The 26,074-nt window shown below is 40.2% G+C and carries 20 protein-coding genes and 2 pseudogenes; 21 read left to right on the top strand and 1 reads right to left on the bottom strand.

The annotated features are described in order from the left end of the window. The first annotated feature begins 45 nt into the window (after positions 1-45). The 16 genes and pseudogenes from accB to GYO_RS44280 all read left to right on the top strand — a co-directional run. Positions 46-528, top strand: coding sequence for an acetyl-CoA carboxylase biotin carboxyl carrier protein (gene accB / locus GYO_RS34425; RefSeq protein ID WP_014114368.1), 483 nt, complete (start codon positions 46-48; stop codon positions 526-528). An 11-nt stretch (positions 529-539) separates the two neighbouring features. Further along, positions 540-1,892: an acetyl-CoA carboxylase biotin carboxylase subunit gene (gene accC / locus GYO_RS34420; RefSeq protein WP_014114367.1), complete on the top strand. Its 1,353-nt coding sequence runs from the start codon at positions 540-542 to the stop codon at positions 1,890-1,892. A 20-nt stretch (positions 1,893-1,912) separates the two neighbouring features. Further along, the gene (gene yqhY, locus GYO_RS34415; RefSeq protein WP_003236896.1) at positions 1,913-2,320 is read left to right on the top strand and encodes a fatty acid biosynthesis protein YqhY; all 408 of its coding nucleotides are present in this window, start codon (positions 1,913-1,915) and stop codon (positions 2,318-2,320) included. 264 nt (positions 2,321-2,584) lie between these two features. Further along, positions 2,585-2,980 (top strand): transcription antitermination factor NusB, encoded by a 396-nt coding sequence (gene nusB, locus GYO_RS34410; protein WP_014114366.1) that lies wholly within the window; start codon positions 2,585-2,587, stop codon positions 2,978-2,980. Positions 2,981-2,991: 11 nt separating this feature from the next. Then, a complete protein-coding gene (folD, locus tag GYO_RS34405) occupies positions 2,992-3,843 on the top strand; it encodes a bifunctional methylenetetrahydrofolate dehydrogenase/methenyltetrahydrofolate cyclohydrolase FolD (protein WP_014114365.1) in 852 nt (283 codons plus the stop codon). Between the two features lie 135 nt (positions 3,844-3,978). After that, positions 3,979-5,325 (top strand): exodeoxyribonuclease VII large subunit, encoded by a 1,347-nt coding sequence (xseA, locus tag GYO_RS34400; protein ID WP_014114364.1) that lies wholly within the window; start codon positions 3,979-3,981, stop codon positions 5,323-5,325. Then, on the top strand, positions 5,322-5,576 hold the full coding sequence (locus tag GYO_RS34395; RefSeq protein WP_014114363.1) for an exodeoxyribonuclease VII small subunit: 255 nt from the start codon (positions 5,322-5,324) through the stop codon (positions 5,574-5,576). Before xseA ends, GYO_RS34395 begins: the two co-directional genes overlap by 4 nt. Further along, positions 5,566-6,456: a polyprenyl synthetase family protein gene (locus GYO_RS34390; protein ID WP_014114362.1), complete on the top strand. Its 891-nt coding sequence runs from the start codon at positions 5,566-5,568 to the stop codon at positions 6,454-6,456. Before GYO_RS34395 ends, GYO_RS34390 begins: the two co-directional genes overlap by 11 nt. A gap of 180 nt (positions 6,457-6,636) precedes the next feature. Further along, positions 6,637-8,538 carry a 1-deoxy-D-xylulose-5-phosphate synthase gene (dxs, locus tag GYO_RS34385; RefSeq protein WP_014114360.1) on the top strand — a complete coding sequence of 634 codons (1,902 nt, stop codon included), beginning with the start codon at positions 6,637-6,639 and terminating at the stop codon, positions 8,536-8,538. After that, positions 8,535-9,380 carry a TlyA family RNA methyltransferase gene (locus GYO_RS34380; RefSeq protein ID WP_014114359.1) on the top strand — a complete coding sequence of 282 codons (846 nt, stop codon included), beginning with the start codon at positions 8,535-8,537 and terminating at the stop codon, positions 9,378-9,380. The genes dxs and GYO_RS34380 overlap by 4 nt, the downstream gene beginning before the upstream one ends. Positions 9,381-9,476: 96 nt before the next feature. Further along, positions 9,477-9,926, top strand: a complete 450-nt coding sequence (gene argR, locus GYO_RS34375; RefSeq protein ID WP_014114358.1) for an arginine repressor ArgR — start codon at positions 9,477-9,479, stop codon at positions 9,924-9,926. Between the two features lie 35 nt (positions 9,927-9,961). Next, entirely contained in the window at positions 9,962-11,692 is a 1,731-nt protein-coding gene (gene recN / locus GYO_RS34370; RefSeq protein WP_014114357.1) for a DNA repair protein RecN, read from the top strand. A 174-nt stretch (positions 11,693-11,866) separates the two neighbouring features. Further along, a complete protein-coding gene (spoIVB, locus tag GYO_RS34365) occupies positions 11,867-13,147 on the top strand; it encodes a SpoIVB peptidase (protein ID WP_014114356.1) in 1,281 nt (426 codons plus the stop codon). 276 nt (positions 13,148-13,423) lie between these two features. Then, positions 13,424-14,227, top strand: a complete 804-nt coding sequence (gene spo0A / locus GYO_RS34355) for a sporulation transcription factor Spo0A (RefSeq protein WP_003226427.1) — start codon at positions 13,424-13,426, stop codon at positions 14,225-14,227. Positions 14,228-14,375: 148 nt separating this feature from the next. Further along, on the top strand, positions 14,376-15,350 hold the full coding sequence (locus tag GYO_RS34350; protein ID WP_014114354.1) for a tyrosine-type recombinase/integrase: 975 nt from the start codon (positions 14,376-14,378) through the stop codon (positions 15,348-15,350). A 165-nt stretch (positions 15,351-15,515) separates the two neighbouring features. Beyond that, positions 15,516-15,659, top strand: a pseudogene (locus GYO_RS44280) (helix-turn-helix domain-containing protein); the annotation flags it as partial. Here the strand turns inward: GYO_RS44280 and GYO_RS34345 are convergent. Continuing rightward, positions 15,636-16,298, bottom strand: a pseudogene (locus GYO_RS34345) (YtxH domain-containing protein); the annotation flags it as partial. The pseudogenes GYO_RS44280 and GYO_RS34345 sit on opposite strands and share 24 nt — an antisense overlap. Before the next feature lie 747 nt (positions 16,299-17,045). Between GYO_RS34345 and GYO_RS43120 the strand changes: the two are divergent. From GYO_RS43120 to GYO_RS34320, 5 genes are all read left to right on the top strand, one after another. Then, positions 17,046-17,309: a hypothetical protein gene (locus GYO_RS43120; protein ID WP_014114352.1), complete on the top strand. Its 264-nt coding sequence runs from the start codon at positions 17,046-17,048 to the stop codon at positions 17,307-17,309. A gap of 410 nt (positions 17,310-17,719) precedes the next feature. After that, on the top strand, positions 17,720-20,596 hold the full coding sequence (locus GYO_RS34335) for a type I restriction-modification system subunit M (protein WP_014114351.1): 2,877 nt from the start codon (positions 17,720-17,722) through the stop codon (positions 20,594-20,596). 6 nt (positions 20,597-20,602) lie between these two features. Beyond that, on the top strand, positions 20,603-21,880 hold the full coding sequence (locus tag GYO_RS34330) for a restriction endonuclease subunit S (RefSeq protein WP_014114350.1): 1,278 nt from the start codon (positions 20,603-20,605) through the stop codon (positions 21,878-21,880). Positions 21,881-21,933: 53 nt separating this feature from the next. Next, entirely contained in the window at positions 21,934-25,065 is a 3,132-nt protein-coding gene (locus GYO_RS34325; RefSeq protein ID WP_041521178.1) for a type I restriction endonuclease subunit R, read from the top strand. Next, entirely contained in the window at positions 25,065-25,739 is a 675-nt protein-coding gene (locus tag GYO_RS34320) for a M48 family metallopeptidase (protein WP_014114348.1), read from the top strand. The genes GYO_RS34325 and GYO_RS34320 overlap by 1 nt, the downstream gene beginning before the upstream one ends. Positions 25,740-26,074 lie beyond the last annotated feature (335 nt).

The following is a 26,074-nucleotide window of genomic DNA, read 5'->3' as shown; positions in this document are numbered from 1 at the left end:
TAGTAACCTATAAAAAAGAAATTTCATACATAGGAGTGCGATTGAATGTTAAATATTAAAGAAATCCACGAGCTGATTAAAGCAATTGACGAGTCTACAATTGACGAATTCGTATATGAAAATGAAGGTGTATCCTTAAAACTGAAAAAACATGAAGCAGGCACTGTTCAAGTCATGCAGCAGGCGCCGGCAGCACCTGTACAGGCACAGGCTCCGCAGGCAGTTCAGCCGCAAGCGCAGCAAGCAGCGCCGGCACCTGCCCAAGAAGAAACTAAGCAAGATGAGAATCTGCATAAAATCACTTCACCAATGGTAGGAACATTTTATGCATCTTCATCTCCGGAAGCTGGCCCGTATGTAACGGCTGGTTCAAAAGTAAATGAAAACACAGTTGTCTGCATTGTAGAAGCGATGAAGCTTTTCAACGAAATCGAAGCGGAAGTAAAAGGCGAAATCGTTGAAGTATTAGTAGAAAACGGCCAGCTGGTCGAATACGGACAACCTCTATTTCTTGTAAAAGCAGAGTAAGGAGACTTAACATGATTAAAAAGCTATTGATCGCCAACCGAGGAGAAATTGCTGTCAGAATCATCAGAGCCTGCAAAGAGCTCGGAATTGAGACTGTCGCTGTTTATTCAGAAGCTGATAAAGATGCCCTTCATGTTCAAATGGCCGATGAAGCTTTTTGTATCGGACCGAAAGCATCAAAAGACAGCTATTTAAACGTTACAAATATTGTGAGTGTTGCGAAGCTGACAGGCACGGATGCTATTCATCCGGGATATGGGTTTTTAGCTGAAAATGCAGATTTCGCGGAATTATGTGAAGAAGTTAACGTCACATTTGTCGGCCCGAGCGCTGACGCCATTTCAAAAATGGGAACAAAAGACGTTGCGCGGGAAACGATGAAACAGGCCGGCGTGCCGATCGTACCGGGTTCACAAGGAATTATAGAAAATGTGGAAGAAGCGGTTTCACTTGCTAACGAAATTGGGTATCCTGTAATTATAAAAGCCACAGCAGGCGGAGGCGGAAAAGGAATCAGGGTTGCCCGCACCGAAGAGGAACTGATTAACGGCATTAAGATTACCCAGCAGGAAGCTGCAACTGCATTTGGAAATCCAGGTGTTTACATCGAAAAATACATAGAGGATTTTCGTCATGTTGAGATCCAAGTGCTTGCCGATAACTACGGAAATACCATCCATTTAGGGGAACGCGACTGCTCGATCCAAAGACGCCTGCAAAAGCTTTTGGAAGAATCACCATCTCCTGCGCTTGATTCAGAAATTAGGGAGCAAATGGGCGATGCAGCGGTAAAGGCTGCAAAAGCGGTTGGCTATACAGGTGCTGGAACAGTTGAATTTATATATGACTACAATGAACAGCGCTATTACTTCATGGAAATGAACACGAGAATTCAGGTAGAGCACCCAGTCACAGAAATGGTGACGGGAACTGACCTGATTAAGGAACAAATCAAAGTGGCATCAGGAATGGAACTGAGCCTCAAGCAAGAAGATGTTGAATTTGAAGGCTGGGCCATCGAATGCCGAATCAACGCAGAAAATCCAAGTAAAAATTTCATGCCGTCACCTGGTGAAATTAAAATGTACCTGCCTCCTGGCGGTCTTGGTGTCCGTATCGATTCAGCTGCGTACCCGGGCTACTCCATCCCTCCGTACTATGACAGCATGATTGCAAAAGTGATCACATACGGAAAAACGAGAGATGAAGCGATTGCCCGCATGAAGCGCGCATTGAGCGAATTTGTCATCGAAGGCATTGAGACAACAATCCCGTTCCACTTAAAACTGCTTGAACACGAAACATTTGTTGGCGGAGAGTTTAATACGAAATTTTTAGAAACATATGATGTAATGGGCTCATAATTTTTACGGAGGTGAATTGAATGAAAGACAACAGCTTGCTTAAAATGGATCAAGAAGATACGCATTTGGGTAAGGTTGAGATTGCCCCGGAAGTCATTGAGGTCATTGCCGGCATTGCAGCTTCAGAAGTTGACGGTGTTGCCGAAATGCGCGGAAACTTTGCGACAGGCGTCGTCGAACGCTTCGGTAAAGTGAATCATGGCAAAGGTGTCAAAGTCGATCTGGCGGATGATGGAATTACGATCGATGTATACTGTGTCGTTACATTTGGTGTTTCGATACCGAAAGTTGCAGCGTCCGTTCAGGAAAACATTCGTCAAACCTTATTAAATATGACGTCTCTTTCGATTAATGAAATCAATATTCACATCGTCGGCATTCAATTTGACACAAAAGCCCAGGAAGTCCAAATCGACGAAGAAATGTAAATGGCTTAACACGAAACCAAGGGGAGGGCGGCCCTTTGGTTTTTTTACACGTTACCCTTTATTTCAAAGCATGAAGAAAGCCGGCTCAAGGCAGCCGAGTTTCTTCATGATCGTGAAATCCGAATGATCATATTAAGGTGCATGAAAATATTCGGTAATAGGGTGAAAAAACCTTGATTTCAATATGCGGATACGAAAAAAATATGTTATGATCTCTTTGTGGCTTAACGACAAGCGGATAAAGAGGATCAAAGGAGAAAGAAAATGAAAAGAAGAACAGCAAGAGAAAAAGCTTTGCAGGCACTATTTCAAATTGATGTCAGCGATATTGCAGTGAATGAAGCCATAGAACACGCACTGGATGAAGAAAAAACAGATCCTTTCTTTGAACAGCTTGTACACGGGGTATTGGAACATCAAGTCCAGCTGGATGAAATGATTTCCAAGCATCTGGTGAATTGGAAGCTCGATCGGATTGCCAATGTTGACCGCGCGATTTTGCGTCTGGCAGCTTACGAAATGGCATATGCCGAAGACATTCCGGTGAATGTCTCCATGAACGAAGCGATTGAGCTGGCAAAACGGTTTGGTGATGACAAAGCGACAAAATTTGTAAACGGGGTTCTTTCTAACATTAAATCTGATATTGACCAATCATAGGAGGAAAGAAAATGACTGCAACAATCATCGACGGAAAAGAAACGGCTAGAGAAAAACGCGAACAATTGGCAAAAGAGGTAGAAGAGCTTAAAAAGCAAGGGGTCACCCCCGGACTGGCGGTTATTTTGATTGGAGATGATCCTGCTTCTCACTCTTACGTGCGAGGAAAGAAAAAAGCGGCTGAAACAATGGGAATGAATTTCAAGCTTGATCAATTTGACAGCAGCCTCACAGAAGCTGAACTGCTTTCCATTATCGATCAATACAATCAAGACCCTGAGTTTCACGGCATTCTCGTTCAGCTTCCGCTTCCAGACCATATTTCTGAAAAAGCGGTGATCGAACGTATCTCTCCTGATAAAGATGTAGACGGTTTTCATCCGTTAAACGTAGGGAAAATGCTGCTTGGCGAAGATACGTTTCTTCCTTGCACGCCTCACGGAATTGTTGAGCTTTTGAAGAAAACCAATATCGACCTTTCCGGTAAAGAGGTTGTTGTAGTCGGCCGAAGCAATATTGTCGGCAAACCTGTCGGCCAGCTTTTATTAAATGAAAACGCGACAGTTACTTACTGTCATTCAAGAACAGAAAATATGACCGAACATACGAAAAAAGCGGACATCCTGGTGGTCGCAGTCGGCAGAGCCAACTTCATCAGTGCAGACCAGATCAAAGAAGGCGCTGTTGTCATTGACGTAGGCGTTAACCGTCTGGAAAGCGGAAAGCTTTGCGGAGATGTTGAATTTGAAGGGGCAAAGGAAAAAGCATCCTTCATCACGCCGGTTCCGGGCGGAGTAGGTCCGATGACCATCACGATGCTTGCGCATAATACTGTTAAATCTGCGAAACGTACGTTATCATAGATAATTGGAGATATTCACAGGCGGGGTTTTGCCCGCCGTGAATATGAGCACGATACCCGCTTCTTCAGGCTCCTAAAGCCAGGGCGGGTTTTCTTTAGTTATGGTGCAGGAATGCTTATGAGAGGAGTTTGAGACATGGGTGAAACAGCGTTTGTTACCGTCTCAGCGCTGACAAAGTATATAAAACGAAAATTCGATGTAGATCCTCACCTTGAAAATATTTGGATTAAAGGCGAATTATCGAATGTAAAAATACACACAAGAGGCCACATTTATTTCACATTGAAAGACGAAAACGCCAGAATGCAGTCGGTGATGTTCGCGAGACAGAGCGAGCGTCTGCCTTTTAAACCTGAAAACGGCATGAAGGTGCTGGTCAGAGGCGGAATTTCCGTATATGAACCGAGCGGAAACTACCAATTATATGCCAAAGAAATGCAGCCTGACGGGGTCGGAGCACTTTATTTAGCGTACGAAGAGTTAAAAAAGAAGCTTGCCGGAGAAGGTTTATTTGACGACCGCTACAAAAAACAAATCCCCGCATTTCCAGCCACAATCGGGGTTGTGACATCTCCGACGGGTGCCGCTGTTAGAGACGTCATTACAACTCTCAAAAGAAGATATCCCCTTGTAAAAGTCCTTGTTCTTCCAGCGCTCGTACAAGGCGAAAATGCAAGCAGATCCATCGTTAGCCGCATTGAAGAGGCAAATGAAAAAGAGATGTGCGACGTATTAATTGTCGGGAGAGGCGGCGGTTCGATAGAAGAACTGTGGGCATTTAATGAAGAAATTGTAGCACGTGCGATCTTTGCTTCTAACATTCCGATTATATCGGCTGTCGGGCATGAGACCGACTTTACGATCAGTGATTTTGTCGCTGATATTAGAGCTGCGACACCGACAGGAGCAGCTGAGATTGCCGTACCGCATACCACTGATTTAATCGAACGGACAAAAACAGCGGAAGTCAGAATGACAAGAGCGATGCAGCAGCATCTCGGTCAGAAAAAAGAACGGATTCAAACGCTGCAATCCTCGTATGCCTTTCGTTTTCCAAAGCGTTTGTATGCGCAAAAAGAGCAGCAGTTTGACCTTGCCTATCAGCAGTTTCAAGCACAGCTTACCGCTCTTTTAGATCGAAAAAACAGACAGCTGGAGCGTGAAACGTACAGATTAGAGGCGCTGCATCCACATGAACAGCTGAAGCAAGCGAGAACACGATATGAGGAACAAACAAATCAGCTGAGAAAAAATATGAATATCCAAATGAAGCAGCTGCATTCCCAATTTCAAACTGTTCTTGGCAAGCTGAATGCGTTAAGTCCTCTTCAAGTGATGGAAAGAGGATACAGCTTGGCTTATAAAGAAGACGAACTCATTAAAAGTGTCAATCAAATAGAAGAGAAGGACCAGCTTGAGGTCAAGCTGAAGGATGGCGTGCTGACCTGTGAAGTATTAGAAAAGAGAGGGGAAGAAAAATGACAGACGTGAAAAAAAATGAAAACATGACATTTGAAGAAGCGATGAAAGGGCTTGAGAGCATTGTGTCAAAGCTTGAAGAGGGTGATGTGCCTTTAGAGCAAGCGATTAACTATTTCCAAGAAGGCATGGCTCTTTCAAAAATGTGTCATGAAAAGCTGCAAAAAGTCGAAAAACAAATGGACTTCATTTTAAAAGAAGACGGCGAACTGGCACCTTTCAGTGTTCAGGAGGAAGACGAAAATGACAAATAAATTAACGAGTTTTCTGGCGGAGCGGAAAAAAACGATTGAAAATCAGCTTTCTGTCTATACAGAAAAGCTCGATATGCCGGACTCATTAAAAGAATCTATGTTATATTCCCTTGAGACTGGCGGAAAGCGGCTGCGTCCTCTCATTGTACTAGCCGTTTTAAACGCATACGGGAAAAGTGAAAAGGACGGCATTCCGGTCGGCTGTGCTGTCGAAATGATTCACACGTATTCATTGATTCATGATGACCTTCCTTGTATGGATGATGATGATTTGCGCCGCGGGAAGCCGACAAATCATAAAGTGTTCGGTGAAGCGACAGCAGTATTAGCGGGTGACGGGCTCTTGACGGAAAGCTTTAAGCTGATCACCTCCCACTTGTCAGACGAGGTGTCAGCAGAAAAGCGCCTTCGGCTTGTGAATGAGCTGATTTCAGCGGCAGGCACTGAAGGAATGGTCGGGGGACAAGTAGCTGATATGGAAGCGGAAAACCGCCAAGTCACGCTTGAAGAACTTGAATCCATTCATGAACGGAAAACCGCCAAGCTCCTTGGTTTTAGCGTAATCGCCGGCGCGATTTTGGCGGATGCGCCTGAGGAAGATATTGAAACACTGCGTACCTTCAGCAGGCATATTGGAATCGGTTTTCAAATTAGAGACGATATTTTAGATTTAGAAGGCAGTGAAGAGAAAATCGGTAAACGTGTCGGCTCGGATACAACAAACGAAAAATCGACTTACCCGTCACTTCTTTCACTGGAAGGAGCCAAACATAAATTGGATGTTCACATAAAAGAGGCGAAGCGTTTGATCGGCGGACTCTCTCTTCAAAAAGACCTTTTATATGAGCTTTGTGATTTAATTGCGGCAAGAGATCACTAAACCGATCCTAATTTGAAGCGGCTGCACGAGATATGGTAAAATGTAAGCAGTTTATATGAAAAATGAAAAGGAAAAGCGCGTTTGTCTTTTTTTATGTCTGAGATCTGGCTGTTGTCCAGCTCGACATGCAGAAGACATGTATCATTGCAGAAATTCATGCTGAAAGTGAGTTGATCCGCTTTGGATCTTTTATCAATACAGGACCCGTCGTTTTTAAAAAACATGTCCATTGATGAATTAGAGAAATTAAGTGATGAAATCCGTCAATTTTTAATTACAACTTTATCCGCTTCCGGCGGCCACATCGGCCCAAACTTAGGTGTCGTAGAGCTTACTGTTGCGCTGCATAAGGAATTTAACAGCCCAAAAGACAAATTTTTGTGGGATGTAGGCCACCAGTCGTATGTCCATAAGCTGCTGACAGGACGCGGAAAAGAATTTGCGACGCTTCGCCAATACAAAGGGCTTTGCGGATTTCCAAAGCGGAGTGAAAGCGAGCATGATGTTTGGGAAACCGGGCACAGCTCAACTTCTCTGTCAGGCGCGATGGGAATGGCAGCTGCACGTGATATTAAAGGAACGGATGAATTTATTATTCCGATTATTGGTGATGGCGCGCTGACCGGCGGAATGGCGCTTGAAGCCTTGAACCACATCGGCGACGAGAAAAAAGACATGATTGTCATCCTAAATGATAATGAAATGAGTATTGCACCGAATGTCGGTGCCATTCATTCTATGCTCGGAAGGCTGCGCACTGCCGGGAAGTACCAGTGGGTCAAAGATGAGCTCGAATACTTGTTTAAAAAGATTCCGGCAGTTGGAGGCAAACTTGCCGCCACGGCGGAACGGATCAAAGACAGCCTGAAATACATGCTCGTCTCCGGAATGTTTTTTGAGGAGCTTGGTTTTACGTATTTAGGCCCGGTGGACGGACATTCTTATCATGAGCTGATTGAGAATCTTCAATACGCCAAAAAAACGAAAGGCCCTGTTCTCCTGCATGTCATCACGAAAAAAGGGAAGGGGTACAAACCGGCTGAGACCGATACGATTGGAACATGGCACGGTACCGGACCATATAAAATCAATACCGGTGACTTTGTAAAACCGAAAGCAGCAGCTCCTTCATGGAGCGGCCTTGTCAGCGGCACTGTGCAGCGAATGGCGCGCGAGGACGGACGCATTGTAGCCATTACGCCGGCTATGCCTGTCGGCTCAAAGCTAGAAGGCTTCGCAAAGGAATTCCCTGACCGAATGTTCGACGTAGGAATCGCAGAACAGCATGCCGCAACGATGGCTGCAGCAATGGCAATGCAGGGGATGAAGCCGTTTTTGGCGATTTATTCAACCTTCCTGCAAAGGGCATATGATCAAGTGGTTCATGACATTTGCCGCCAAAACGCCAATGTGTTTATTGGAATTGACCGTGCAGGACTCGTAGGTGCTGACGGTGAGACACATCAAGGTGTGTTTGATATTGCGTTTATGCGCCACATTCCAAACATCGTCTTAATGATGCCGAAAGATGAAAATGAAGGACAGCATATGGTTCATACAGCACTCAGCTATGACGAAGGCCCGATTGCGATGCGTTTTCCGCGCGGAAACGGACTCGGCGTAAAAATGGATGAACAGCTGAAAACGATTCCGATCGGTACGTGGGAGGTGCTGCGTCCAGGGAACGATGCAGTCATCTTAACATTCGGTACAACAATCGAAATGACGCTTGAAGCAGCCGAAGAGCTACAGAAAGAAGGACTCTCCGTGCGCGTTGTGAATGCGCGTTTTATTAAGCCGATTGATGAAAAGATGATGAAGAGTATCCTAAAAGAAGGCTTGCCAATTTTAACAATTGAAGAAGCGGTCTTAGAAGGCGGTTTCGGAAGCTCGATTTTAGAATTCGCTCATGATCAAGGTGAATATCATACTCCGATCGACAGAATGGGTATACCTGATCGGTTTATTGAACACGGAAGTGTAACGGCGCTTCTTGAGGAAATTGGACTGACAAAACAGCAGGTGGCAAATCGTATTAGATTACTGATGCCGCCAAAGACACACAAAGGAATTGGATCATGACGTCAAAGAAAGAACGATTAGATGTATTATTAGTGGAAAGAGGGCTGGCGGAAACGCGTGAAAAAGCCAAAAGAGCCATTATGGCGGGGATCGTCTATTCAAACGAAAACCGCTTGGACAAGCCTGGAGAAAAAATTGATCGCGACCTTCCGCTAACAGTCAAAGGAAACCCGCTGAGGTATGTGAGCAGGGGCGGCTTAAAGCTCGAAAAAGCGTTGAAGGAATTTCCCGTCTCTGTCAATGATAAAATTATGATTGATATTGGCTCCTCCACCGGCGGTTTTACGGACTGCGCTTTGCAAAATGGAGCTAAACAGTCATACGCTGTGGATGTAGGCTATAATCAGCTTGCGTGGAAGCTTAGACAGGATGAACGGGTCGTCGTGATGGAACGGACGAACTTTCGTTATGCAACACCGGCAGACTTTACAAAGGGCATGCCGGAGTTTGCCACAATTGATGTGTCCTTTATTTCACTGCGGCTCATCCTGCCTGTCCTCAAAACATTACTCGTACCGGGCAGCGACTGCATGGCTCTAGTTAAGCCGCAGTTTGAAGCGGGACGGGAATCCGTCGGCAAAAAAGGGATTGTCAGAGATCCTAAAGTGCATGTGGATGTTCTCAAGCGAATGAATAGTTTCTCTGCGGCTGAAGGCTATATTTGCAAAGGCCTGTCATTTTCTCCAATCACAGGAGGAGACGGAAATATTGAATTTCTCCTTCATTTGCATTGGCCGGGAGAGGGACAGGAAGGACAAGAGCTGCCGGAAGAAGAGATCATCCGCGTTGTAGAAGAGGCACATAAGACGTTAAAAGAAAAAAAAGCAGATGTACCGGAATAATAGGGCGCTATTATTCCTTTTTTCTGCATTCATGTACAATTTGCAGAGAATCATATAACATAAAAGAACAGATAAGCTGGAAATAGAGGTGCTTACATGAACAAAGGCCAGAGGCATATTAAAATCAGAGAGATCATTACAAGCAATGAAATCGAAACGCAGGATGAATTGGTCGACATGCTGAAGCAGGATGGATACAAAGTAACACAAGCCACGGTTTCACGGGATATCAAAGAACTTCACCTTGTGAAAGTGCCTACGAATAACGGCTCTTACAAATACAGTCTTCCGGCAGACCAGCGTTTCAATCCGTTGTCCAAGCTGAAGCGGGCATTGATGGACGCATTTGTGAAAATAGACTCAGCAAGCCATATGATTGTGCTGAAAACGATGCCGGGAAACGCCCAGGCAATCGGAGCGCTGATGGACAATTTAGACTGGGATGAAATTATGGGAACCATTTGCGGAGATGACACGATTTTAATTATTTGCCGGACTCCTGAAGATACAGACGGCGTAAAAAACAGGCTGCTTGAGCTGCTGTAACAGAAATCTAACAAAGATAAGAGGTGTAATGCTGTTTGTTAGCTGAACTATCGATTAAAAACTTTGCCATTATTGAGGAACTGACGGTTTCTTTTGAACGAGGGCTCACGGTTTTAACAGGAGAAACCGGAGCCGGCAAATCCATCATCATAGACGCCATTTCTCTTTTAGTCGGAGGCCGCGGATCATCTGAATTTGTCAGATATGGAGAGACAAAAGCCGAGCTTGAAGGGCTGTTTCTATTGGAGAGCGGCCACCCCGTTTTTGACGTATGCACTGAGCAGGGAATCGACGTTTCAGACGAAATGATCGTCATGAGAAGGGATATCAGCACGAGCGGAAAAAGCGTTTGCCGTGTTAATGGCAAGCTTGTCACGATTGCTTCGTTAAGAGAGATCGGCAGGCTTTTATTAGATATTCACGGGCAGCACGATAACCAGCTGTTAATGGAGGACGAAAATCATCTCCAGCTTTTGGACAAGTTTGCCGGAGCCGAAGTAGAAAGCGCGCTTCAAGCATATCAGGAAGGGTACCATCGGTATATGAAGCTGCTTAAAAAGCTAAAACAGCTTTCTGAAAGCGAACAGGAAATGGCCCACCGCCTGGACCTTATTCAATTTCAGCTCGAAGAAATCGAATCGGCAAAGCTCGAGCTTAATGAAGATGAACAGCTCCAAGAAGAGCGCCAGCAAATTTCAAACTTTGAGAAGATCTATGAATCGCTGCAAAATGCATATAACGCGCTTCGCAGTGAGCAGGGCGGACTGGACTGGGTCGGAATGGCATCAGCGCAGCTCGAAGATATATCCGATATTAACGAACCGCTGAAAAAACTGTCTGAAAGTGTGTCGAACTCTTACTATCTGCTGGAGGACGCTACATTTCAGATGAGAAATATGCTGGATGAGCTTGAATATGACCCGGAACGCCTGAATTATATTGAGACGCGTCTTAATGAAATCAAACAGCTGAAACGAAAATACGGTGCAACTGTTGAGGAGATTTTGGAATACGCCTCTAAAATTGAAGAAGAGATTGACCAAATTGAAAACAGGGACAGCCATCTTCAAAGCGTGAAGAAGGAGCTTGACTCAGTCGGCAAAGATGTTGCGGTGGAAGCGGCAAATGTTTCACAAATCCGGAAAGCATGGGCGAAAAAGCTGGCCGATGAGATTCATCGAGAATTAAAAAGCCTCTATATGGAAAAATCAACTTTTGATACGGAATTTAAGGTCAGAACAGCGTCTCGCAATGAGGAGGCGCCGATTGTAAACGGCCAGCCTGTTCAGCTGACTGACCAAGGAATTGATCTGGTCAGGTTTTTAATTTCAACCAACACAGGCGAGCCTTTGAAATCCCTTTCGAAAGTCGCTTCCGGAGGGGAGCTGTCCCGGGTGATGCTTGCCATCAAAAGCATTTTTTCCTCGCAGCAGGATGTGACGTCGATTATATTCGATGAGGTAGATACCGGTGTAAGCGGCAGAGTCGCGCAGGCAATCGCTGAGAAGATCCATAAAGTCTCAATAGGATCACAAGTGCTGTGTATTACACACTTGCCTCAGGTAGCTGCCATGGCCGATACGCATCTTTATATTGCGAAGGAGTTAAAAGACGGCAGAACCACGACACGTGTCAAGCCGCTGTCTAAGCAGGAAAAGGTAGTGGAAATCGGGCGCATGATTGCCGGAGTCGAAGTAACAGACTTGACGAAACGCCATGCGAAAGAACTTCTAAAACAAGCGGATCAAGTCAAAACAACTGGGTAAGCTGCGCGAGAAGCGCAGCTTATTTTTTTTCGCACACATCCATTCGTTCATCAGTATATCCAATGTTTTTCTTTATATGACAGTTATAAATAAGGTGTCAGAAGGCAAAATTAAAGATGTAGCAGCAAGACATAAAGAAGGTGTGGGATAGGAGCGAGGAGAGTGAAGTAGTGAATGCCCGATAACATCAGAAAAGCAGTAGGTTTAATTCTCCTTGTTTCGTTATTAAGTGTAGGTTTATGCAAACCGCTAAAAGAGTATTTACTGATTCCAACGCAAATGAGAGTATTTGAAACCCAAACACAAGCGATTGAAACAGGTTTATCAGTAAACGCTCATGCACAAGAATCATCAGAAGCGTTTACAGTAAAGAAAGACCCGCATGAAATCAAGGTGACAGGCAAAAAATCAGGTGAGTCAGAGTTAGTATACGATCTTGCCGGATTTCCAATCAAAAAAACAAAAGTGCAGGTTCTTCCTGATTTAAAGGTCATACCTGGCGGACAATCAATCGGTGTAAAGCTTCATTCCGTCGGTGTTCTTGTCGTCGGATTTCATCAAATCAATACAAGTGAAGGCAAAAAATCTCCGGGAGAAACGGCCGGTATTGAAGCGGGCGACATCATTATTGAGATGAATGGACAGAAAATTGAAAAAATGAATGATGTGGCCCCATTTATTCAGAAAGCCGGTAAAACCGGAGAATCTTTAGATTTGCTCATTAAACGTGACAAACAAAAAATCAAAACAAAGCTCATTCCGGAAAAGGATGAAGCAGAAGGCAAGTACAGAATTGGTTTATACATCAGGGATTCTGCTGCTGGCATCGGCACAATGACTTTTTATGAACCGAAAACAAAAAAATACGGAGCACTTGGCCACGTGATTTCTGACATGGACACAAAGAAACCAATCGTAGTGGAAAATGGAGAAATTGTTAAATCAACTGTAACATCCATTGAAAAAGGGACAGGCGGAAATCCGGGAGAAAAACTGGCGCGATTTTCCTCAGAACGTAAAACGATCGGGGATATTAACAGAAACAGCCCATTTGGCATTTTCGGCACACTGCATCAGCCGATTCAAAACAACATTTCAGATCAAGCACTGCCGGTTGCGTTTTCTACTGAAGTCAAAAAAGGGCCTGCTGAAATTTTAACGGTCATTGATGATGACAAGGTAGAAAAGTTTGATATTGAAATCGTCAGCACAACACCGCAAAAATTCCCGGCGACAAAAGGAATGGTTTTAAAAATAACCGATCCAAGACTGTTGAAAGAAACAGGCGGCATCGTACAGGGGATGAGCGGGAGTCCGATCATTCAAAATGGAAAAGTGATCGGCGCTGTCACCCATGTGTTTGTAAATGACCCGACAAGCGGCTACGGCGTTCATATTGAATGGATGCTGTCAGAAGCAGGAATCGATATTTACGAAAAAGAAAAAGCAAGCTGACTGCCGGTATTTCCGGCAGTTTTTTTGTTTTGATCCCTCTTCACTTCTCGGAATACATACGGTAAAATGTACAAAAGAAGATTTTTCGACAAATTCACGTTTCCTTGTTTGTCAAATTTCATTTTTAGTCGAAAAACGGAGAAAAACATAGAATAACAAAGATATGCCACTAATATTGGTGATTATGATTTTTTTTAGAGGGTATATAGCGGTTTTGTCGAATGTAAACATGTAGCAAGGGTGAATCCTGTTAACTACATTTGGGGAGGAAGAAACGTGGAGAAAATTAAAGTTTGTGTTGCTGACGATAATCGAGAGCTGGTAAGCCTGTTGAGTGAATATATAGAAGGACAGGAAGACATGGAAGTGATCGGTGTTGCTTATAACGGACAGGAATGCCTGTCGTTGTTTAAAGAAAAAGATCCCGATGTGCTCGTATTGGATATTATTATGCCGCATTTGGATGGACTTGCGGTTTTAGAGCGGCTGAGGGAATCAGATCTGAAAAAACAGCCGAATGTCATTATGCTGACAGCCTTTGGACAGGAAGATGTCACGAAAAAGGCCGTCGATTTAGGCGCTTCCTACTTTATTCTCAAACCGTTTGATATGGAAAATCTTGTCGGACATATCCGCCAAGTCAGCGGAAATGCCAGCAGCGTGACGCATCGTGCGCCATCATCGCAAAGCAGCATTATACGCAGCAGCCAGCCTGAACCAAAGAAGAAAAATCTCGACGCGAGCATCACAAGCATTATCCATGAAATCGGCGTCCCAGCACATATTAAAGGCTATCTCTATCTGCGCGAAGCAATCTCAATGGTATACAATGACATTGAATTGCTCGGCAGTATTACAAAAGTCCTCTATCCGGACATCGCCAAAAAATTCAACACAACCGCTAGCCGTGTAGAAAGAGCGATCCGCCATGCGATCGAAGTGGCATGGAGCAGAGGTAACATTGATTCCATTTCCTCGCTGTTCGGTTATACTGTCAGCATGACAAAAGCTAAACCTACCAACAGCGAATTCATTGCAATGGTTGCGGATAAGCTTAGATTAGAACATAAGGCTTCTTAAGGCTTTTTTGAAGCGGGTTTGCATTACGTGATCAATAAAGAGTTTACCGATAAATATCGTTAACACAACGATAAATGACTCGAAAACTTACCGATTAATTTAACGTCTTCTTTGCCGTATGTAAATGTGGTGAAAGGAGACGTTTTTTATGTTTAATGAATTTGAATTTCAAATCGATAATTTTATGATATATTGCGACTCGAAGAACCTTTCGAAAAAAACGAAGGCTAGTTACGAACAAACCTTACGCCTCTTTTCAATTTACCTCCGAAATGAATTTGAAATCGATGATCCCCGCGATGTTAAGGCGGCCCACCTCCGCAAGTATATAAAATACCTAAGGTTACGCGGCAAATACACCGTAGTTTCTAACGAGGGGACTAAAAACCTTAATAATCCATATGCGAGATCAGACCATTCAAAGGCAATTAGTGATACCACAATCGCTAATTATATCCGAAATATTAAAGTGTTTTTTAATTTTTTGGTAAGCGAAAGAGAAATAAAGGAAAGTCCGGCCTCGACCGTTGCAAATATTAAACCTGAACGCAAAAAGAAAAAATTACTCTCTCTTTCTCAAATAAAGCGCTTATTTAGCGCCTTCGATACAACAACATTTCATGGGTATAGAAATTGGATTATGGTTCGTACTCTTCTCGATACAGGGATGAGGATAGGGGAATGCGTTAATTTGAAGCCGGAAGATTTAGATTTTAAAGCGCATTCGATTTTAATTACTAACCCTAAAAATAAACGGCAGCGCTATGCCTTTATATCCGACCGGCTCTCAAAAGATTTACGAAGATGGCTTCTATATAGGGATCGATTCAGTGATAGTGAGTATCTTTTTCCCACGACTAGAGGGAACAAACAAGATGTAAGTAGCTTTGAAAAAGTATTAAAAAAGGCAGCTAACTCTGTGAATATTGAAGTGACTCCACATCAATTACGAAATAATTTTGCTAAATATTATTTATTAAACGGGGGAGACTTTGTCACACTTTCACGCATATTAGGGCATTCGAGTGTAGAGGTAACTCAAAAAGCATATTTAGATTTTACAGAGGATGAAATTGCAAAGAAGTATCAAAAACATTCTCCGTTAAATACTTTCAACTTATAAAAAAAAAACAAAAAAAAAGAACGCCATCCAGCGGAAATAAATCCGATAGATAGTACGTCCTAGCCTACGTCTATTTTATCGGAAAAAAGCGTACAAGTCAACGCTTATTTAAGTGCGTCTAATTTTCCGCTACGGTTGCCGTCTCTTATCGAGGAGAGAAACCGAATGTATACGAAAGAAGCCTCTAAAATGGCGTCGTTCCGTTCAGTGGACGAGCTTAATGGCGCCATCCGTACGCACATATACCGCAATAAATCCGATCTAACGCCTGCCGCGATCGAGGTTCTAAAGGTGTTGTCTCGTCATGCCGAAACCGACTATTTCCTCAAGGTCTGTAATTGCTGCCTGTAGCGAATCTATGTATGATTGTTCAGCCTGTGTGTCGTAAAATATCGGTCCTTTATCGTAAGACTGGGCTATATCCTCTAACGTATTGGTTACATCCTGCGCATTTAGCTGATCATAAAAGCCATGGCCAACTTGACCGTAAAATTCCGTCTTTAGTTCAGCAACTTTCTCATCGTGCTCTTGATAAGCATTTTGCGCTTCTTTTTTCATCATTCTCAGATCCTCGACCATCGCGTTAACTTTTTCGGCAAGTTTTTTCGCACTTTTGGGAGTTACTTTAATGGCATCCCCGCCGCCGATCGCGCCAGCCGGCAGCATTGCGTTTAGGTTTTTATCGTAGACAAGCTCATCGCCGTTTACGTTCGTGATATTTCCGTTCTCATCAAATGTAAAGTTTGCCTCATTTAGACCGTGTGTATCTGGATTGCGAACAATAACTGTGCCTATAAAGTAGGCGAGGTTCTTAGCGATTTGATCACCCCATCGCCCACTAAGTCTCTGTTCGCGACTGAATTGCGATAGTGCAGGATTTTTTGTGTAAATTGTGGTCCCGTTGTGGCGATCATACTCGTTCCAGTAACCGGCTCCGACCATATCATCCTGGAAGGCCGTCAAAATTCAATGACGAAATAAAGGAGAGGCTTCAAGTGAGCTAAGTATGGCTCAAGAAAAGCGAGTAGGGCTTAGAATGTTCGGTGAAGGCAAGCGTGAATTTGAATCTGCAATCAGTAATTATTTCGGTGATTCTAAAAGAAATGTAAGACTTGCCAGCCTAACTATGATTAAGGAGTTTATAAAATGCTCATGGTTTCACAAATGTTGACAAGAGAAAAGCGCTTAATAATAAGCAGCACACTGTCTGGGAGGTTGTGAAGTTGTAGGTGGCATTTGCAGCAAACGGAGTTGGGTCCACTTTTCTATAAGAAAAATCATTCTGATTCCGTTTCCTGCAGTGATTAGATCAGACTAATTTTTTCATGCAGACTTACTCTTTTGTTTGGTACGTATAGATACTATATAGATACTATTATGATACCAAGCTGATTAAAAACATTAAACAAATCGCATTAAGGCTTCCAATGATGGTGGCTCAACAGCTCATTAATGAAGCCAAGGAGTTAAACGTACCATTACATTCACTTATTGTAATAATATTAACTAAACATGCTAAACAGAGTAACCAGAGTATATATGAAAATCGGATCTGGGAAATAGTACGGCATAAGTGGGATAGCCCCCTATACCCCATTTTTTATGGTTAGGTGAACGAAGAGACCGAGGGGAGGTTGGAGTGAAAAAATCCATTCCCCAAAAAACGAAAAATAGAAAATTGAAAGGAAGATTACAATGGGTAGACCAGTGAAAAGTATTCATAATATGACAAGGAAGGTATCAAAGTTTGAGAAAGAAAGACGAGCCAACTTGGATGAAACCATAGTAAAAAGAGGAAATTCAAAGCCAAAACCTATATTTCCAATGAATGAAAAAGAATTAGCGATTTTCCATAAACTTAGCAAAACTGAGAGCTTGTATAGATATGAGTTATACAGCAAAGTAATTATCGGATTAGATATTGAAGACGAGTGGGTTGATAGGCTTGAGGGAAGATAATCGAGCAGTCAATAGTTCAGGATATGACAATGTTATGTATTCCTCTGAATCAAAGGCTAAAATTTAGTAACGACTTATCTAAGATTAAAGTTGACCAAAAAAAGCTTGAGCAGATGGATCAAGAAAATCAACCTCAACCAGAAAATCCATTACTTGCTTTACTAAGGTAGTAAGTTAAACTCATGACCACTCAGCGTAGGTGCTGGGTGGTTATTTTTTTGTATTTACACTTACGAAAATCTGAATAATGGGGAATCAATTTTTTTCACCCAACCTAGACCTGGTCCTTTCCCCCCTATACCGTTTTTCTAAATCGGTAGGGGGCTATATTTGCCATAGACTGTCCAGTTTAATATACTTAAGAATTAGAGCAATCTATTTAGTATATATGATAGTAGAGGAGCCACATCATGAGACAAGAGAAGATAAAATTACAGCAGTTAGAATCCTTCTTGATGAAAGCAGCAGACATACTTCGAGGAAAAATGGATGCAGCTGAATACAAAGAATTCATATTTGGAATGTTGTTCTTGAAGCGGATGTCAGATGTATTTGATGAGAAAAGAGAACACCTGCGAAATACTACCTACTCTCACCTTAACACTGGGGAACCAGAAGATGAAGAATTTTTAAATGAATTATTGGAAGATCCAGCTACCTATGGTGAAACATTCTTTGTTCCTAAAAGAGCTAGATGGAACGAAGGATTCATTGACGAGAATGGTATTGAACAACCACCGATAAAACACCTACAAAATAATATTGGCCAAATGCTAAACAAGGCTCTGGATGCTGTTGAAGAAGCGAATCCTCTAACCTTATCAGGAATTTTTAAGGGTCGAATAAACTTCAATAAGGAAGTAGATGGAAAACAGATTGTCAAAAATAAAGATTTGAAGGATATGATTGACCATTTTAATCAGTTCCCTGCTTTAGTTAATGATAATTTTGAGTTTCCCGATTTGTTAGGAGCAGCTTATGAATACTTATTAAAGTATTTTGCTGATGAATCAGGTAAAAAAGGTGGCCAATTCTATACTCCTCCACAAGTTGTTCGTTTATTAGTACGCTTGTTAAAACCTGAGGAAGGTATGAGTGTATATGACCCAACTGCTGGTTCCGGTGGTATGCTTATTCAGTCATATCAATATGTTGAAGAGCAAGGGTGGAAAGCTCAAAATTTGGAGTTACATGGACAAGAGCTCGATCCAACTGTAGTGGCAATTTGTAAAATGAATATAATACTGCACAACATAACAAACTATAAAATTGAGTACGGAGATACTCTCACTGAGCCTTTAAATGTAGAACATGGACAATTAAAACAATTTGATAGAGTCATCGCCAATCCACCATTTTCTCAAAACTACACAAAAGCAGATATGGTTATAACTAACCGTTTTAGATATGGTTTTGCGCCTGAAACAGGTAAAAAAGCAGATTTAATGTTCGTTCAACATATGTTGGCAAGCTGTAAGCGAGAAGGAAAAGTAGTTGTGGTCATGCCTCACGGTGTTTTGTTTCGAGGGGGAAAGGAAAAAGAAATACGCGAAGGTTTAATAAAAGATAATATTATTGAAGGAATTATTGGGTTACCGCAACATTTATTTTATGGTACAGGTATTCCTGCTTGTATTTTAGTTTTAAATAAAAATAAACCTGATGAACTAAGGGATAAAATTTTCTTTATTAATGCAGATCAAGATTACGCAGAAGGTAAAAATCAGAATATCTTGAGGCCTGAAGATATAGAAAAGATTGAATATGTATTTACCAATAAAATTGAGGAAGAAAAATACTCGAAGCTCGTTGATATATCAACAATCAGAGATGAAAATGACTACAATTTGAATATCAGAAGATATGTTGATAACACTCCTGAACCCGAGCCTCAAGACGTAAAAGCTCATATTATTGGTGGTGTACCTGTTGACGAAATTAATGCTGTTAAGGAAACTAACTCACAAAAATTTAATTTTAACACTGAGCTTTTATTTGATGCCAAGGAAGAAAATTATAAAGTTTTTATTGACACTGTAGACAGGAAAGAATCGATTAAAACTATAATTGAGAGAAATGACAATGTAATTAATACCTTTGTTACTTTAGAGAACGAGTTGACTAAATGGTGGGAGATAGCTAAAAATGATTTTGCTACTTTGGCACCTACATTGATTACAAAAGCAGGAGAAGAAAACAGCGGTAAATTACCAACTGTTAGGAAAGAACTTCTTGAAACTATTAAGCAAAAATTTGTGCCTATTGGTGTATTAGATCAATATCAAATAGCCGGAGTTTTTGTAAATTGGTGGGACAGTGTTAAATATGACTTGAAAACAATTATGGCGAATGGATGGGCACCAAGCCTAATTCCTGACATGTATATTATTAAGCATTTCTTCCAATTGGAAAAAGCTGAAATAGAAGAATTAGAAAAAAAATTATCATTAAAAGAGATATCATTAGTTGGAGCAGTTGAAGAGGCTTCTGCTGTTTTAGAATATGAGGCAGAGGAAGATGAAAAGATAACAGCTGCTTTAATGAAAAAAGAGTTGAAAAATGAAATTGATTATCTCAGTAAAGAAAAACAGCGAATTGACCTTGCAGCACCTTTTATTAATGCCAGGGAGCTAATTTTAGATTTGGAAAAGGAAATAAAAGGATTGAAGGCAAACATTAAAGAGAAACATGATTTGTTAAACTTGAAAATGATTTTAAAGCGGTACGGAACAGAAGAAGAGGCAGCGGAAACAAATCGGTTAATCGAGTTAGCTGATAAAGAATTGGAAAAATACGATTTAGATATACAAGAATTAATTCTCCCATTTAAAGAAAGCTTAAAATCTACCAATGATTTCGAGGATATAAAAAAATCTGTAACAAATTTAGAAAAGGAATTAAACAAGGAAAGTAGTACTAATAAAGAAGTACTCGGACAAATTAGCGATGCAAAAAAGGCTTTTAAGGAAATAACAAAACAATATAATTCCATTTCTAAAGATAAAGTAAGCCTCATAACAAAATTTGAAAGTTTAGATTATTTACTTGAAGAAATAGGTGGGATTATTACACTTGAGGAAAGCAAAGCATTAATTTTAGAAAAACAATATGATTTAATTAATGCTCAGTTACACCGTTATTTAAATAACGAAAAAAGGACGCTAATTAATAGCCTGGAAAATCTTTATGATAAATATGCAATTTCATGGGAAGAAATTGAACAAAGTAAAGAAATGGCAGATCAAGCTTTAAATGAGTTATTAATAAGCTTAGGTTATCGGGGGTAAATTTGGATGGGCGATTGGATTAAAATTAAGTTAGAGGAATTAGCAATTAAAATGCAATCCGGTGGAACTCCAAAAAGCGATAACTCATCTTATTACAATGGAGATATTCCCTTTGTTACCATTGAAGATATGACAAGTACGAAAAAATATTTGACGGTTACTAAAAAAAACATCACTCAGGATGGATTACAATCTTCATCAGCCTGGTTAGTTCCTGAAAACACATTACTATATTCAATATATGCAACTTTAGGTGTTCCAAGGATTAATAAAATGGAAGTTGCAACAAATCAGGCAATATTAAATATCATCCCAAACCTTAATAAGGTAGACCTTGAATTTTTATATTATTTACTTGATTTCAAAAGAGGTTCAATTCTTGAACATTCTGCTCACACCACACAGAGCAACCTAAATGCAAAAATTGTTAAAAATTTGGAGTTTGTAATACCTGAAGCTATTGAGGAGCAAAAAGAAATTGCCGGAGTGTTAAGATCAATTGATAAATCAATAACCTTGAGTTCTCAACTTATTGAAAAATATAACCGTATTAAAGATGGCCTGTTACAAGAACTGTTAACTAAGGGGATTGATGATAAAGGAAATATAAGGTCAGAATTAACTCACGAGTTTAAGGAGAGTCCAATTGGAATAATACCTAAGGAGTGGGGAGTACTTCCAAGTTCTCAATTAACTAAGGAAATAAAAGTTGGAATCGTTGTAAAGCCATCTCAATATTACGTTGAAGATGGTATTCCCATGTTGCGTTCATTTAATGTAAAAGAAACTGGAATTGAACTTACCAATTTAGTATATATGTCAAGGGAAGACAATGCGAGGAATTCTAAGAGTATACTGAGGACCGGAGATATAGTTTCTGTTAGGACTGGAAATCCTGGGGTGTCAGCAATCGTCACCGAGAAATTAGATGGAATTAATTGTATTGATTTAGTTATTACCAAACCTGATTTAAATAAAATGATTCCGGAGTTTCTTGTTACATGGATAAATTCAAAAGGCGGCAAGAGTCAAATTTTGAAATATCAAGGCGGGATTGCACAACAGCACTTTAATGTTGGTGATATGAAAGAACTTCTTGTTCCGAAAATGAGTATTGAGGAACAAATTCGAATAGTTGAAAGTATGAAGAGCATTAGGGCACGAATTAAAGAGGAACAGATAAGAAATGATAAATTGAAAAGAATTAAGAAAGGCTTAATGCAAGATTTATTAACTGGAAAAATCCATGTAAATGAATTATCGAAAAAGGGTGTGGCTTTATAGTGATAATTTCTAATGACAACAAATATTCTGGCACCCAGAGAGAAAGTCTTAAATTGGACGAGTATAATCATGTCGAAATGCCTTTTTTAGAACAACTGAAAAATTTAGGATGGAATAATGGAGAAAATGAAGTAATTGAATTAAAGATGCAACAAAATCCTTTGGAAAGCTATAGGAATAGCTTTTCGGAGGTTGTTTTGTTACCCAAACTTAGAAAATCATTGAAAAGAATAAATCCTTTTTTGACTCAGAGCCAGATAGAAGGAGTTATTAGAAAGGTCACAACATTTGATGAAAATAGCTTATTGGAAAATAACAAAAAAGTTTTAGATTTACTACTTGAAAATACGACAGTTGAAAAAAATGAGATGACAGGTGAATTAAGTCCTACAGTTAGACTCATTGACTTTAAAAATATTGAAAATAATATATTTACCGCTATTTCACAATTTAAAATTCAAATTATTGGGACTGAAAACCACATCATCCCTGATATTGTATTGTTTATAAATGGTCTGCCGTTAGTAGTTGTAGAAGCAAAATCACCAAAAGTTAAAGAACCGATTACTGAAGCTATTGACCAACTATTAAGGTATTCTGAACAGCGTAATGCAACCGGAGAAGGGAATCAGGAACTTTTTTATTACAACCAATTTTTAATAACTACGTGCCGAACCTCTGCAAAATTTGGCACAATCACAACTCATATTGAGAAGCTGTTTTACAGATGGACAGATCCATATCCAAGAACAGTTAACGATTTAGAACATGGACAGTCCTCTCCTAATGACCAACAAAGATTAGTAGCGGGTATGCTTGACCTCCGTAACCTTTTAGATATCATACAAGTATTTACTGTATTCAAAACTGACGATAAAGGAAAAAGAATAAAGGTAGTCGGCCGATATCAACAGTTTAGGGCTGTGAAATTAGCTGTTAAACGTCTAGAAGAAGGACGAAATAAGTTTGAACGTGGCGGGATTATTTGGCACACCCAAGGTTCCGGCAAGTCACTTACAATGATGTTCCTGGTTCGAGAAATGAAATTAAAGTCTAAACTACAGACTTGGAAAATAATCTTTATCACAGATCGTACTCAGTTGGAAGAACAATTATCGGAAACAGGACAAAGTGTTGGTTTCACGATAAAGACAGCAGAATTTATAAATCCTAAAGACGTTCCTGACGGCAAAAGTTTGAAAGAGTTATTAGCAAATGATAACTCGGATTTAGTAATGGCTATGATTCACAAATTTCAAGATAGGGACTTGGAACAAATTTTTCCGGAATTAAATAAAAGTCCAAATATCCTTATAATGATTGACGAGGCACATCGTTCCCAATATTCACTTTTAGGCGCAAACCTTGATAAGGCATTACCAGAAGCTACGTCTATTGGTTTTACTGGAACACCTACAGAGAAAACTGAAAAGCGATATAAAGATTACATTGATAAATACACAATTCGGCAAGCACAAGAAGATGGAGTTATCCTTGAAATTGTTTACGAAGGATTTACCCACAACGCGGAAGTGCAAGACAAAAAAGGCATGGACGATAAATTTGAAGATGTCTTTAGTGATTATAACCTCGCGGAAAGATTACAAATTTTAGGTTACGGTTCAAGAGGAGCATACTTAGAAGCCAATGAAACAATAAATGCTAAGGCTTTAAGTATGATAGATCATTATGTTGAACATATTTTTTCTAGTGGTTTTAAAGCACAAATTGTAGCTCATTCAAGATCTGCAACGGTTCGGTATAAAAAAGCCATTGATGAAGCTTTAAAAAAGAAAATTGCAGAATTAGTAATCCATAATCCAATGTTAGTCAATATTGACTTGTTAAAAAAGGTAGAAAGTGCAGTTGTAATATCTGGTGATAGAAATGATGACCCTGAGATAAAACCCTTTACAAAAATCGAGTACCACAAAAAAAGCATAAAACGCTTTAAACTTCCATTTGAAGAAGAAAATGATGGAGAAGATGGTAATGTAGGTATTATTATTGTTAACAATATGCTCCTGACTGGTTTTGATGCCCCTGTAGAACAAGTGCTTTATATGGATAGGGTCATCACTAATCATAATTTATTGCAGGCAATAGCTCGTGTAAATAGAGTTGGTCCTGACGGCAAGGATAAAGGCTTTGTCGTTGATTATGTTGGGATTGGCCATCACATCAAGCGAGCTCTCGATTTTTATGACGAAAAAGAGCAGCAAGAAATTATAGATAGCCTTTCAGATGACTCTGCTGAGTTAAATGAATTGATAAAAGCTCACCAAGATATAACAGAATTTTTAAAGAAGAATGGATTACAAGACCTAACTGACACCGATGCTTTTTACGATATTTTTTATGATGAAGATATACGCTACGAATATGTCCGGTTATATCGTCAATTAACTAAATGTTTTAATACTGTACTACCTCGAAAGGAAGCCTTGGAGTACTTTAATGATTGGAAAAACTTTACGATGATAAACGGATTAGCCCAACAACATCTTAGAGATGACCGTTTTAGCATGAAGGGAATTCCCCAAAAGTTGCGTGTAATCGCCGATGAGTTTCTTAAATCTAAAGGTATAACACAAAAAGTAGAACCAATTTCAATCATGTCTGATGAATTTCAAAAAAATGTAAAAGGAAGAAAAAGGACTAAAACAAAAGCAGCTGAAGTTGAACATGCTGTGCGCCACTATATTAATATTAATATGGACGAAGATCCCGAGCTTTTTGCTTCATTTTCTGAAAGTCTTTCTCAAATCCTTGAGGAGTTTGCAGGTAATTGGGAGAAGATTTTTGAGGAATTGGAGAAGCTTCGAGAAAAAATTAGAAACCGTGAACGGGAAGAAACCTATGGGTTAGACCGTAAAAAGCAAATGCCATTTTTCCGTATATTCAGGACGGAGCTTTTTAACTCCGACCAGCTTACAGATGACCAAATTTCTCAAAATGTTAGTTTAACGATGGACGTTTATCACCTGGTTAGGAATGAAATACAATTAACGGGTTTCTGGGATAGTCCTCCGGCGCAAAGTAGATTGAAAGGTAATTTACAAAGCTTATTCTTATCCCCAGAGTATTTAAGGTTGTCTAAGATGAGAAGTAAGTTTAGAGTGTTAATTACCCGTGTAATGGAGCATGCTAAAGCAAATCATTTTATCATCATAGGTGAGACTTAATGGAATTGAAGTATGAAATAAAGTACAGTAAGCGTAAAACTGTAAATATTTCCGTTGAGCGTGACAGAAGTATTATAGTTAGGGCTCCCGAGGGAGTATCAGAAGAAAAAATTGATTTTCTTGTAAAGTCCAAAAAAAATTGGATCCTTGATAAAGTAAATCATGAACAAAAATATCCACTGAATTTGCAGCCGAAAGAATTTGTTTCTGGTGAAACCATAACGTACTTAGGTAGAAACTATCAACTCCTAGTGGTTGATAATGAAATTGATGGAGTCGAATTTAGTCAAAGATTCTTAATCTCTAGATCAAACCAAAAAGATGCTTATTCATTATTGAAAGCCTGGTATATTGAACGGGCAAAAATAAAGATCAAGCCAAAAGTAAAATCTTATGCTCAACATTTAGGCGTAAGTTATAAGGATATCAAAATTTCAGATATGAAATACAGATGGGGGTCTTGTACTCCTAATAATAATGTCATCTTTAATTGGCGATTAATGAAAGCTCCAATGTATGTCTTGGATTATATAATTGTCCACGAGCTGGTTCACCTAATTGAGCCTAACCATACACCAGAGTTTTGGAATATTGTATCAATACAAGTGCCAACATATATTAAAGCCAAGGAATGGCTTAAACAAAACGGTTATATGTTAGAAGTTGATTTTTAGACCAGTCTTTTATGGCTGGTTTTCTTTTTGTGTTCACAATTTGTCGAGAAGTGCTTTTATGAAAATTGCCGATACATATCGGAAAAAGGAAGTAAAATACGGATTTTATAATAACCTGGTCTGTAAATTAGATTGGGATATTTTTGCTGTTTTTCTTTCCATTTGAAAATTTCTCAATACAATCCTATTACCAAATAGGAGGCGTTTTGTTTTGGCGACATTTGTTATAGCCGACAATGAATATGAAGCGTCTATTTGCAGGTTGGAGTGATACATGTGTTTGAAACTAATCGGGTTATTTATTCTTGTGCTTTGCGTCGATTCAAACATCATTG

The organism is Bacillus spizizenii TU-B-10, assembly GCF_000227465.1.
In the GTDB taxonomy this organism is placed as follows: domain Bacteria; phylum Bacillota; class Bacilli; order Bacillales; family Bacillaceae; genus Bacillus; species Bacillus spizizenii.
This window is presented reverse-complemented; position numbering and strand designations above follow the sequence as displayed.

Bases quoted from the DNA above. Each gene is read 5' to 3' on its own strand.
- accB (WP_014114368.1), top strand. From the start codon at position 46: ATGTTAAATATTAAAGAAATCCACGAGCTGATTAAAGCAATTGACGAG.
- accC (WP_014114367.1), top strand. From the start codon at position 540: ATGATTAAAAAGCTATTGATCGCCAACCGAGGAGAAATTGCTGTCAGA.
- yqhY (WP_003236896.1), top strand. From the start codon at position 1,913: ATGAAAGACAACAGCTTGCTTAAAATGGATCAAGAAGATACGCATTTG.
- nusB (WP_014114366.1), top strand. From the start codon at position 2,585: ATGAAAAGAAGAACAGCAAGAGAAAAAGCTTTGCAGGCACTATTTCAA.
- folD (WP_014114365.1), top strand. From the start codon at position 2,992: ATGACTGCAACAATCATCGACGGAAAAGAAACGGCTAGAGAAAAACGC.
- xseA (WP_014114364.1), top strand. From the start codon at position 3,979: ATGGGTGAAACAGCGTTTGTTACCGTCTCAGCGCTGACAAAGTATATA.
- GYO_RS34395 (WP_014114363.1), top strand. From the start codon at position 5,322: ATGACAGACGTGAAAAAAAATGAAAACATGACATTTGAAGAAGCGATG.
- GYO_RS34390 (WP_014114362.1), top strand. From the start codon at position 5,566: ATGACAAATAAATTAACGAGTTTTCTGGCGGAGCGGAAAAAAACGATT.
- GYO_RS34380 (WP_014114359.1), top strand. From the start codon at position 8,535: ATGACGTCAAAGAAAGAACGATTAGATGTATTATTAGTGGAAAGAGGG.
- argR (WP_014114358.1), top strand. From the start codon at position 9,477: ATGAACAAAGGCCAGAGGCATATTAAAATCAGAGAGATCATTACAAGC.
- spoIVB (WP_014114356.1), top strand. From the start codon at position 11,867: ATGCCCGATAACATCAGAAAAGCAGTAGGTTTAATTCTCCTTGTTTCG.
- GYO_RS34350 (WP_014114354.1), top strand. From the start codon at position 14,376: ATGTTTAATGAATTTGAATTTCAAATCGATAATTTTATGATATATTGC.
- GYO_RS43120 (WP_014114352.1), top strand. From the start codon at position 17,046: ATGGGTAGACCAGTGAAAAGTATTCATAATATGACAAGGAAGGTATCA.
- GYO_RS34335 (WP_014114351.1), top strand. From the start codon at position 17,720: ATGAGACAAGAGAAGATAAAATTACAGCAGTTAGAATCCTTCTTGATG.
- GYO_RS34330 (WP_014114350.1), top strand. From the start codon at position 20,603: ATGGGCGATTGGATTAAAATTAAGTTAGAGGAATTAGCAATTAAAATG.
- GYO_RS34320 (WP_014114348.1), top strand. From the start codon at position 25,065: ATGGAATTGAAGTATGAAATAAAGTACAGTAAGCGTAAAACTGTAAAT.